At 73.7% G+C, this 8,979-nt stretch carries 11 protein-coding genes; 3 read left to right on the top strand and 8 right to left on the bottom strand.

Features of this window, described 5'->3' with window-relative positions; all coding sequences use genetic code 11:
- Both ACWGH1_RS24095 and ACWGH1_RS24090 read left to right on the top strand, forming a co-directional pair.
- Window positions 1-197: FG-GAP repeat domain-containing protein (locus ACWGH1_RS24095; RefSeq protein ID WP_453408992.1), on the top strand; the 197-nt coding region annotated here is incomplete at its 5' end.
- Window positions 198-344: 147 nt separating this feature from the next.
- Window positions 345-698, top strand: a complete 354-nt coding sequence (locus tag ACWGH1_RS24090; RefSeq protein WP_453351755.1) for a hypothetical protein — start codon at window positions 345-347, stop codon at window positions 696-698.
- Window positions 699-769: 71 nt separating this feature from the next.
- Here ACWGH1_RS24090 and ACWGH1_RS24085 read toward each other — a convergent pair whose 3' ends face one another.
- The 5 genes from ACWGH1_RS24085 to ACWGH1_RS24065 all read right to left on the bottom strand — a co-directional run bounded on the left by ACWGH1_RS24085 (window position 770) and on the right by ACWGH1_RS24065 (window position 5,466).
- Complete coding sequence (locus ACWGH1_RS24085; protein ID WP_453351754.1) at window positions 770-1,381, bottom strand: phosphatase PAP2 family protein; 612 nt, start codon at window positions 1,379-1,381, stop codon at window positions 770-772.
- A complete protein-coding gene (locus ACWGH1_RS24080) occupies window positions 1,378-2,547 on the bottom strand; it encodes an MAB_1171c family putative transporter (RefSeq protein ID WP_453351753.1) in 1,170 nt (389 codons plus the stop codon). Before ACWGH1_RS24080 ends, ACWGH1_RS24085 begins: the two co-directional genes overlap by 4 nt.
- Entirely contained in the window at window positions 2,544-3,236 is a 693-nt protein-coding gene (locus ACWGH1_RS24075; protein WP_453351752.1) for a hypothetical protein, read from the bottom strand. Before ACWGH1_RS24075 ends, ACWGH1_RS24080 begins: the two co-directional genes overlap by 4 nt.
- 128 nt (window positions 3,237-3,364) lie before the next feature.
- Window positions 3,365-3,904, bottom strand: a complete 540-nt coding sequence (locus tag ACWGH1_RS24070; RefSeq protein WP_453351751.1) for an XRE family transcriptional regulator — start codon at window positions 3,902-3,904, stop codon at window positions 3,365-3,367.
- 371 nt (window positions 3,905-4,275) lie between these two features.
- Window positions 4,276-5,466, bottom strand: a complete 1,191-nt coding sequence (locus tag ACWGH1_RS24065; RefSeq protein WP_453351759.1) for an MFS transporter — start codon at window positions 5,464-5,466, stop codon at window positions 4,276-4,278.
- A gap of 109 nt (window positions 5,467-5,575) precedes the next feature.
- Here ACWGH1_RS24065 and ACWGH1_RS24060 point away from each other — a divergent pair, with 109 nt between their 5' ends.
- Window positions 5,576-6,562 (top strand): ArsR/SmtB family transcription factor, encoded by a 987-nt coding sequence (locus ACWGH1_RS24060; RefSeq protein WP_453351750.1) that lies wholly within the window; start codon window positions 5,576-5,578, stop codon window positions 6,560-6,562.
- Window positions 6,563-6,616: 54 nt separating this feature from the next.
- Here ACWGH1_RS24060 and ACWGH1_RS24055 read toward each other — a convergent pair whose 3' ends face one another.
- From ACWGH1_RS24055 to ACWGH1_RS24045, 3 genes are read right to left on the bottom strand one after another with little or no spacing between them, the layout of a single operon-like run.
- The gene (locus ACWGH1_RS24055) at window positions 6,617-7,336 is read right to left on the bottom strand and encodes a 4'-phosphopantetheinyl transferase family protein (RefSeq protein WP_453351749.1); all 720 of its coding nucleotides are present in this window, start codon (window positions 7,334-7,336) and stop codon (window positions 6,617-6,619) included.
- An 18-nt stretch (window positions 7,337-7,354) separates the two neighbouring features.
- Window positions 7,355-8,368 carry a C45 family autoproteolytic acyltransferase/hydolase gene (locus ACWGH1_RS24050; RefSeq protein ID WP_453351748.1) on the bottom strand — a complete coding sequence of 338 codons (1,014 nt, stop codon included), beginning with the start codon at window positions 8,366-8,368 and terminating at the stop codon, window positions 7,355-7,357.
- A complete protein-coding gene (locus ACWGH1_RS24045) occupies window positions 8,365-8,976 on the bottom strand; it encodes a GNAT family N-acetyltransferase (protein ID WP_453351747.1) in 612 nt (203 codons plus the stop codon). Before ACWGH1_RS24045 ends, ACWGH1_RS24050 begins: the two co-directional genes overlap by 4 nt.
- Window positions 8,977-8,979: the final 3 nt, after the last annotated feature.

The following is an 8,979-nucleotide window of genomic DNA, read 5'->3' as shown; positions in this document are numbered from 1 at the left end:
CTTCGCTCCCCGGGCCGGGGGTTTCGCGTTCCCTGACTCCGCGCGAGCGTGTGGGTGACTTCAACGGTGACGGCAGGCAGGACATCGCCGGCATCGATGCGAACAACAACATGAAGCTCTACACCGGCAACGGCGCCGGCACCGTCAGCGGCGGAACCGACATGCTCGGCAGCACCGGCCTCTGGTCCGGCTTCTGATCGAGCCGGTCGAACCGCCCGGGGCGGGGTCGGTAGGCCTAACGGGTGGGGGAGAAACCTTTCGGGCCGGTGTCCGCAGGTGGGTGGGGGGGTGGGCGGGATAGGGGTGGGGAGATGTCAGCGTCCATCCACGAAGCGAGAACTTCCGTGCGTCTTCGACACACCCTTGTCGCCGCCTGCGGCGCCCTTGCCCTCACCACCGTCCTGGCCGCGCCCGCCCACGCGGCCACCGGGGACTTCGGCTACAAGTTCGCGGGCCTGAACGGCGAACCGCAGACGGCCACCCTCCACGACCCCGCGAGCGAGGTCTGCGTCACCATCCCGGAGGTGGCCGACCCGGCCTCGTCCGAGCCCGCTTTCGCCCCGTACAACGACACCGACGAGTCGGCGCTGGTGTTCACCGGGGCCGACTGCACGGGTGACTCCTTCCGGCTGCGCCCCCACGGCCGGCCGGCCTCGGACCGTCTGAAGCTGCGTTCGGTCGTCTTCACGAAGGCCTAGGACGCCGCCGGCGGACGCCGGAAGGCCCCGGTCTCCTTGGGGAGGCCGGGGCCTTGGGCGTGCCGGGGGGGTCAGCGGATGAGGGTGAAGACCGGGGCCGCGGTGGCGGCGCCGAGGAGGGTGCCGACGAGGACCTGGGCGAGGGTGTGGTCGCGCAGTTCCACGCGGGACCAGCCGACCAGGGCGACCAGGGGGTAGCCGGCGAGCGCCCAGGGGCCGTAGGCGAGGGCGAGCATGGCGAGGGCGCCGGAGGAGACCGCGGTGTGGACGGAGACCTTCCATATGGTGGTGACGGCCAGGATGGCGACCAGGGTGACGAGCATCGCGGCGATGAGGGCGATCATCTCGCGGGGTGCGCCGAGGGTGGCCATGAGGGTGATGCAGGCGGCGACGGACGCCATGATGCCGGGGATGACCAGCAGGCGGTCCTGGCGGCGGCGGACGTGGCGGTCGCCCCAGTGGCCGCGACGTTCGCCCCACTTGATGAAGAGGATCGGGACGACGCCGCAGAACAGGGCGGCGAGCAGGCCCCAGCCGATGCCGGCGAGGCGGTCGGCGTGCCAGCCCGTCAGGAGGGTGACGGCGATGATCCAGTTCTTCGGTTCGAGGCCGTCGGTGATCAGGCGGGCGGCGCGGGACTCGGCGGCCGCGCCCTGCGGCGGGGCGGGTGCGGTGTGGGTCATGCGGACTCCGGGGCGGGCGCGTCGACGAAGGCCGCTGCGGTCGGGGAGTGGTAGGCGGCGCTGATCAGCAGGAGCCGGTGGACTTCGGCGGGGAAGTCGACGTCCTCCAGTGCCGAGCCGTGGCCGCGGGCGGGGTCGGCTACCGGTGCGGCGCCGCGCAGTTTCGCGGCGCGGGCGGCGCGCAGCCATAGTGCTTCGGCCATGGCCTCGCGTTCCTCGCCGTGCAGGCCGGCTTCTCGGGCGGCGCGGTCGGCGCCGTCCCGGACGCCGGCGGAGACGTACGGCATGAGGCCCAGGCTGGCGTCGCGTATCTCGATGACGGTGCGGTGCAGGTGGACGCGGATGCCGTGGCGGTGCGGGGTGGGCAGGGTGATGTCGGGGACCGCCTCGGTCAGCGAGGTCCACAGGGGGCGCAGCCGGCGGCCGGCCCGCCAGTGTCCGGCCGTGCGGGCGAGGACGCCCGCCGCGGGGAGGGAGTTCCCGATGATGATCAGCCCGATGGCGAGGTATTCGACGAGGTCGGCGGTGCGCTGGATCGTTTCCTCGTCGGCGAGGGGACCGTCGCTGATCTGCCGGGCCAGCAGGGCGGCGATGCGGATGACGGCGTAGACGACGCCGACGGCGGTGCCGGTGCCGAGGATGCGCAGCCCGTTGCGCAGGGAACGGGCGCCGGCGTGCCGGGCGTAGGCGAGGAACAGCCAGGTGGACAGGCCCATGGCCAGGCCCAGGTAGGCGGTGAAGGTGAGCAGGTAGGCGGTGGCCGCGGGGGTTCCGGCGTAGGCCTCGTAGAAGTTCTCCACGCGGGTGGGCTGGTCGACCTGGGCGAAGAGGACGCCCATGAGGAGCATGACGGCGAGCGCGAGGATCACGTGGGGCAGCCGGGTGCGCCGGACCAGCTGGGGGCGGGCCATGGAGAAGACGAAGTCGAGGATGGCGCCGCAGGCGACGATGCCGACCGCGTGCTTGGCCGGTACGGAGATGTTGTTGATCCCGGTGGAGGTGTCCAGGAGGCCGGTGACGGGCGGCATGGCGAGGGTGGTCGCCAGCGCGAGGCCGGTGAAGGCCAGCCACAGCGAGCGCTGCCGCGGGACGCGGATCGCGGAGGGCAGGCGCCACAGCGCCACCGCCCACAGCATGACCATGATGGTGATCTTGAGGATGCTCATCGGTTCCGGTGGGTGCGTGCGGGATGGGCGAAGGCGTCGTGCAGACGGTGGATGACGTCGGCCGCTCCGTCGGAGGTCGAGCGGTCCTCGTCGCGGCTGATGCGTTCCAGGACGAGGGTGGCCAGGGTCTCGGCGTCCTTCTCCTGGTCGGAGTCGAATTTGGTGCGGCCGAGGAGGCTGAGGATGCGGCTGCCGGACAGTTCGAGTTCGTCGTCGCCGGGCCGGGGGGCGGCCGCGGTGGCCCTGAGCCGTTCGGCCTCGGCCCGCATGAGCCGGGCGACCATGGTGTGCTCGTCGAGGCCTTCGACCGCGGGGGCGGTCATGTCCAGGAGCCGTTCGAAATGGGCTGCCGCCGCGGCGAGTTCGTCGGCGGTGGCGTCGTGGGGGACGTCGAACTGCGGGGCGACGTGCCCGAGGAGCATGTGGGAGATCTCGTGCAGGATGATCTGTACGCGCAGCAGGTCGGAGGCACTCTGGTCGTAGAAGACCAGGTCGGCTGTGTCGAGTCCGATCCAGATGCCGCAGGGGAGGTCCGGCTGGGGCGGCCCTTCGAGGGGCAGCAGGAGCAGGGGGCGGCCGCGCTCTTCGGCGATGTGCGCGCAGAAGGACGGCAGGTCGAAGGGGTGCGGTATGTGCAGTCGGTCCGCTATCGCGACACAGGGATCGGCCGGTCGCCTGCGCCATCTCATATCGCGTTCCATTCCGGCCCGGTTGTCGTCCGGGCTGACTTCGTGCGGTGTGCGCCACCGGAGTGGCATCCGGTCACAACGGTCGTATGCATGGTCGGACTCTGCGCTGCTCACGGTGCGGCGGCCGGCTAGGGGCGGGAGGGCTGGTCGTGGCCGGCGGCGGGTGTCCGGTCCGGCGTCCGGTCGACCCGGGGCAGGCCCTCGGCCTGGCGGGCGCCGTCGACGATGGAGGTGATGCCGCGCAGGGCGGCGGCCGACAGGCCCTTCAGCCGGAAGGCGACGGCCTTGACCTGCTTGTCCTCCAGGGCGTCGGCGAGTTCGCGGCCGGCTTCGGCCCGGTCGGCGCCTTCGCGCAGTTGCCTGATGCGGGCGTCGGTGCGGGCGGCGACCTCGTCGTCGAGGAAGTACTTGGCACCGACGCCGAAGAACTTGCCGAGGGCGCGCAGGGTGTCCACGCTGGGGTTGGTGACCTTGCCCTTGTGGAGGCTGTGGATGGTGCCGTGGGAGACGGTCGGATCGTCGGGGCCGGCCTGCTCGCGGATGGAGTCGGCGATCTCCTGGTACGTGTAGGGGCCGCGGTCCTTGGGATGCAGGGTGCGGATCAGGTGATCGAGCCGGTGGGCGATGGGGCCCTGGCCCTGCTCGCCCGCGCTGTTGTTCTCACCCATCGCGGCACTCCTCGGTACTCACCGATTCAGCGGTCACTGTTGCGGTGTCGTGTGTCATCTCTACTCGGCTGGATGCCGGCTGGGGCCGGCCCGTCAACAATCTAACCGACTTGACAGGGGCGGTCGGCCGCCGCGTATGTTTCAACGGGGTCATCTAGTCAACTGGAGACGGGCCGTCGGGCGCGGGCATCTACTTGACTGGACAACACCATGGGGCCGGAGCGGCCGCAATGGGGCACGGGGGTGTCCGTTGCGGCCGGCTCCCCCTCAAGGCCGCGCCGGAGGCCGACGCGGCCACCGCCTTTTCGCCCCCGCCGTCTGCCGCCCCGTCAGCCGCCCCGTCAGCCGCCGCCCGTTCTATCGCCGCCCCGTCAGCCGCCGCTCCTTCTGCCGCCCGTTCCGCGGGGGGTGAGGTGGTGGATGAGGGCGGCTGCCGCGAGGAGGGCCGTGAGGGCGCTGACCGCCGGCCAGCCGAAGGCGGTGAAAATGCGGACGCCGAGCCAGGATCCCGCGGTGCCGCCCAGATAAGCGCAGGTCATGTAGGCGGTGTTGAGCCTGCTGCGGGCGTCGGGGCGCAGGGCGTACACCCGCGACACGTTGGCCAGCATGCCGGACTGCATGGCGATGTCCAGCAGCAGGGTGCCCGCGGTGAGCGCGGTCAGGCCGGCCGGACCGCCCAGGCCGCCGCCCGCGAGGACCCCGGCCGCGACGACCACCCCGAGCAGGGAGACCAGGTTGACGCGGCCGGGGCCGTGCCGGTCCACCAGACGCCCGGCGAACGGCGTGCACAGCATGGTGGCCGCGCCGACCAGCGCGAGCAGGCCGACGGCCTCGGCGCCGAAACCGTAGACCGGGCCGGTCAGCAGCAGCGCCAGGGAGGTCCAGACCGCGGAGAAGCCGCCGAAGACAGCGGCCTGGTAGCAGCAGGAGCGGCGCAGTTCCGGCTCGGCGCGCAGCAGGCGCGCCGGTTCGGCGAGGAGCGCGAGGTACGGGCGCCGGGCGGCGGGGGCGGCCGGGGTGGTGGACGGTACGGCGTACGCCAGCGCGGCCGCGAGGACCAGCGCCGTGGCGGCGGCCACCAGGTAGGGGGCCCGCCAGCCCAGCCGTTCGCCGAGCGTTCCGCTGAAGGTACGGGCGAGCAGCATGCCGGCGGTCGAGCCGCTGAGCAGGGTGCCGAGCACCTCGCCCTGCCGACCGGGTGCCACCAGGCCGGCCGCCAGCGGGCTGATGATCTGCGCGGCCACGGTGGTGAGCCCGACCAGGGCGCTCGCCGCGGCGAGCGGTGGCAGGCCGGGGGCGCAGCCGGCGGCCAGCAGGGCGAGGGCGCTGAGCGTGAGCACGGCGACGAGGAGCGGCCGGTGGCGGAACCGGTCGCCGAGCGGTACCAGGAGGACCATCCCGGCGGTGTAGCCGAGTTGGGTGGCGGTGACGACCAGTGCGGCCCGGTCGGCCGGGATGTCCAGTCCGGCGGCGATCAGCGGGCCGATGGCCTGCGGGAAGTAGAGGTTGCCCACGGCCACGGCGCAGGTCAGGGCCAGGAGGGCGACGAGTCGGCGGCTCATGCCGGCGCCGCCTTCGGCGGTGGCCGGGCGCGGCGCGGGGGTGGGGGAGGTCATGGGGGAAGTCCACGGCACGGACGGTGGGCCGCCAATCGATGTAGCGTACGGCTTAATGATCAGCTTCGAGCTCGGGGTCGAGGACCTCGCCGACACCCGGTTCGCCGTGTCGCCGCTCAGCGAGACGGTGCTGAGCCTGCGGGTGCTGCACGATCCGGGCCTGTCCGCCGTTCACCTGCCGTGGCGCCGGTCCGTGCTCGGCGCGCTCGGCGCCCTGGACACGGCCCTGTTGCTGTCCCTGGTGGCGGTGCGGCTCACGCTGCCCGACTTCCTGACCCCCCGGCCGACGGCCTTCGCCCCGTCCTTCGAGGAGGAGCTCGCGCTCGCCCGCCGGACCTCGCCCGCGCTGGTCCGCCGCGACCTGCTGGCCGCGCACGCGCCGGGCCGGCTGCCGCAGCCGCTGGCCGCGGCGGAAACCGGCGACGACGCGGCCGTGGCCGCCCTGCGCGATCGCGTCTGCGCGCTCCTCATGCGGTACTGGGAGATCGCCGTCGAGCCGCTGTGGCCGCAGGTGCGGCTCGTGGTGGAGGCCGACATGACCTACCGCGCGCGGCGGTTGGCGATGGGCGGGGCGCGGCTGCTGTTCGCCGACATGCATCCGGGCATGCGCTGGCGGGACGGTGTCCTGCACGTCGACACGGTGACGGGCGGTCACCGGGTCAGGGCCTGCGGCCGGGGGCTGCTCCTGGTGCCCTCGGTGTTCGCGCACAAGCCCGCGCCTCCGGTCAGCGCGCAGGAGGCACCGTCGCTGATCTACCCGAGCCGCGGGGTGGCGACGCTGTGGGGCCCCGCGCCGGACCGGGCCGAGGCCGCGGCGGCCCTCGTACCGCTGCTCGGTGCGCCGAGGGCGCGGCTGCTGTGTCTGCTGGGCGAGCCGCTGGCCACGGTGGAACTGGCCCGCCGGCTACGTGTGACCCCGAGCGCCGTGTCCCAGCACCTGCGGGTGCTGCACGCGGCCGGGCTGGTCACGCGGGCCCGGCAGGGGCGGCAGGTGCTGTACCGGCGCAGCGCGCTCGGGGACGGGCTCGCGGCGGCGGGGTGAGGCGGGATCAGCGGGCTGTCCCGCCCCCGCCTGCCGGGCGGCCGGGTGGGGGGCTCAGGCCGCCGGGTGGGCGTCGGGTTGCCCGGTGGGGGGTGCGGGGGGCCAGGGGTGGACGTGGAACGGGGGGAGGTCGTGGGAGACGAAGGCGGTCATGGCCGAAGGGGCGTCCGGGTGGGTGGGGTGCAGGGAGGTGTGGCCGTGCCAGGGGCGGTGGCCGTGGCCGGTGATGCCGCGCAGGGCGACCGTGCCGCCCGGGCCGAAGTCGAGGTCGACCTCCTTCGCGCCGCGCGCCAGGCCCCGGCCGGTGGCCTTGACCGCGGCTTCGAGCAGGGTCCAGGCGTGGAAGAACGTGCGGGGCGTGGCGGTCGCGGGAACCGCCGGATAGACGAACGACAGGACCTCCATGCTGGTGGCGGCCGGGCGGACGAGTTCCACGTCCACCCCGACCGGCCCGGTCTCCGTCGCGCCCAGCAGCAGCAGGCCGTCGGAGCGGGACCAGCTGACGTGGGTGCCGGGCCGGTCGGGGAGGTAGGGCTTGCCCGCCGGGTCGTAGTGGATGCGCAGGTCGCGCGGGTCGAGGCCGAGCCGGTCGGCCAGCAGCCTGCGGACGGTGAGCCGGGCGCGGAAGAAGCGGTGGGCGGCCCGGGCGTGGACGAACTCGGCTCCGCGCCGCAGTTCGTCCTGCGTGAGACCGGCCAACGCGCCCGACGGGCCGGCCGGGCCGCTGATGTCGGTGGGGACGACCTGGTCGAGGTCGACCAGCCATGCGTCCATCCTCCTCGTCCTTCCCGTTCAGAGGGTGAAGGTCTGGGTCGTACTGAGCGAGGGGTCGCCCGGCCGCAGGTGCAGCTCACCGGCGTCGGGGAAGAGCACCACCGCCGCGACGGTGCGTTCGGCGCGGATGTCCCCGCGGTCGGGGACGCAGAGCGGCGGGCGGGCCAGCAGGTCGAAGTGGTCCTCCGCCGAGGCGGTGGGGGCGAGATCCGCGAGGCCCTGCGTCGCCGCGCGCAGCCGGCGCACCGAGGAGTTGCGGGCGAAGACGTTCAGCTCGTCCGCCGGGGCGAAGTCGGGGTGCAGGAAGTGGTTGGTGTGCACCGCCTCGGGCCCCTCCCCCACCCGTAGCCGCCCGCCCAGGTGTTCCACGTACACCGCGCGCTCGCGGTCGCACAGCGTCAGGGAGCGGGAGCTGGCCAGCGGCAGGTCCGCGAGCAGCTTGAGGGCCTCCCCCACGCTGTCCGCGTGGTCCAGGAGATGACGGATCGCCAGGTACGGCGGCACCCCCGGGCCCCACGCACCGCCGAGCACCAGGTTCAGCCCGACGGCCAGGCCGGCGCGGTTGGTGCCGAGGTAGCCGAGCAGTCCCGCGAAGCTGAGGACCAGGGAGCGCGGGGTGCGCAGGACGGTGATGTGGGTGTCGAGGTTGCCGTTCAGGTCCACCGTCTGCGCCAGGACGGGGCGGGACCCGGTGCGGGCGTACGTGGTGCAGTCCCCGCCGGTCCGGACCTTGGAGTAGCCCATGAGCTCACGGCGCAGCTGGAGCAGCCAGGCCTCGTCCCCGGTGATCCGGGCGCCTTCCGCCAGCCCGGCCACCTCCTCGGCGAGGTCCGGCAGGGCGGCCGTGACCGCCGCCCGGTAGGCGGCGATCGACGGCCGGAGCCCGTCCAGCGACAGGGGGGCCGCGGTGAGGTGGCCGAGCCGGGCCAGGCCGTCGTCGAGGAAGGCCCGCAGCGGCGCGGCGAGGGCCGCGCCGTGCGTACGGCCCGTCTCGCGCGGGGGGCCCGGCGCGTCGACGTGGGTGACGCTCATGCGGGCACGGCCGTCTTCGGGCCCCGGGCGAGGGCGGCGCGCACCTCGGGCCATTCGGCCCGCAGGACGCTGTAGAAGACGGCGTCACGGCGCCGGCCCCCGGGCATGTAGTTGAAGCTGCGCAGGGTGCCTTCCTCGGTGGCGCCGATGTTGCGCAGTCCGCGCCGGGCCTGGACGTTGAGGACGTCGGTCTTGAACTCGACGCGCTCGGCCTCCAGCACGTCGAACGCGTGCGCCAGCAGCAGCGCCTTCGCCCAGTGGTTGATGCCCTTGCCGCGGAAGTCGCGGCCGAGCCAGGACCAGCCGATCTCCAGGCGCCGGTCGGCTTCGGCCATGTTGCCGAAGCTCATGCTGCCCGCGGTCCGGCCGGTGGCCTTGTCGGTGATGACGTAGACGGCGCGGCGGCCTGCGGCGTGGTCCGCGAGACTGGTGTCGAAGAAGGCCTCGAAGTCGGCGTCGTCCTCGACGGCGGAGACGAAGTAACGCCAGATGTCGGGGTCCATGGCGACGGCGCGGACGCCCTCGCGGTCGGCCTCGGTGACCGGGGTCAGCCGGACCCGGTCGTTCTCCAGGGTCGCGGCGGCGTGTTCGGCCCAGTTGGTGGTCATGGT

This window comes from Streptomyces sp. NPDC054883 (genome assembly GCF_053610645.1).
Note: the sequence above shows the minus strand (reverse complement) of the source record. Positions and strands in the feature narration are given on the sequence as shown.

Coding starts and splice junctions, on each gene's coding strand:
- ACWGH1_RS24060 (WP_453351750.1), top strand. CDS start 5,576: ATGATCAGCTTCGAGCTCGGGGTCGAGGACCTCGCCGACACCCGGTTC.
- ACWGH1_RS24075 (WP_453351752.1), bottom strand. CDS start 3,236: ATGAGATGGCGCAGGCGACCGGCCGATCCCTGTGTCGCGATAGCGGAC.
- ACWGH1_RS24065 (WP_453351759.1), bottom strand. CDS start 5,466: ATGAGCCGCCGACTCGTCGCCCTCCTGGCCCTGACCTGCGCCGTGGCC.
- ACWGH1_RS24055 (WP_453351749.1), bottom strand. CDS start 7,336: ATGGACGCATGGCTGGTCGACCTCGACCAGGTCGTCCCCACCGACATC.
- ACWGH1_RS24080 (WP_453351753.1), bottom strand. CDS start 2,547: ATGAGCATCCTCAAGATCACCATCATGGTCATGCTGTGGGCGGTGGCG.
- ACWGH1_RS24050 (WP_453351748.1), bottom strand. CDS start 8,368: ATGAGCGTCACCCACGTCGACGCGCCGGGCCCCCCGCGCGAGACGGGC.
- ACWGH1_RS24045 (WP_453351747.1), bottom strand. CDS start 8,976: ATGACCACCAACTGGGCCGAACACGCCGCCGCGACCCTGGAGAACGAC.
- ACWGH1_RS24085 (WP_453351754.1), bottom strand. CDS start 1,381: ATGACCCACACCGCACCCGCCCCGCCGCAGGGCGCGGCCGCCGAGTCC.
- ACWGH1_RS24070 (WP_453351751.1), bottom strand. CDS start 3,904: ATGGGTGAGAACAACAGCGCGGGCGAGCAGGGCCAGGGCCCCATCGCC.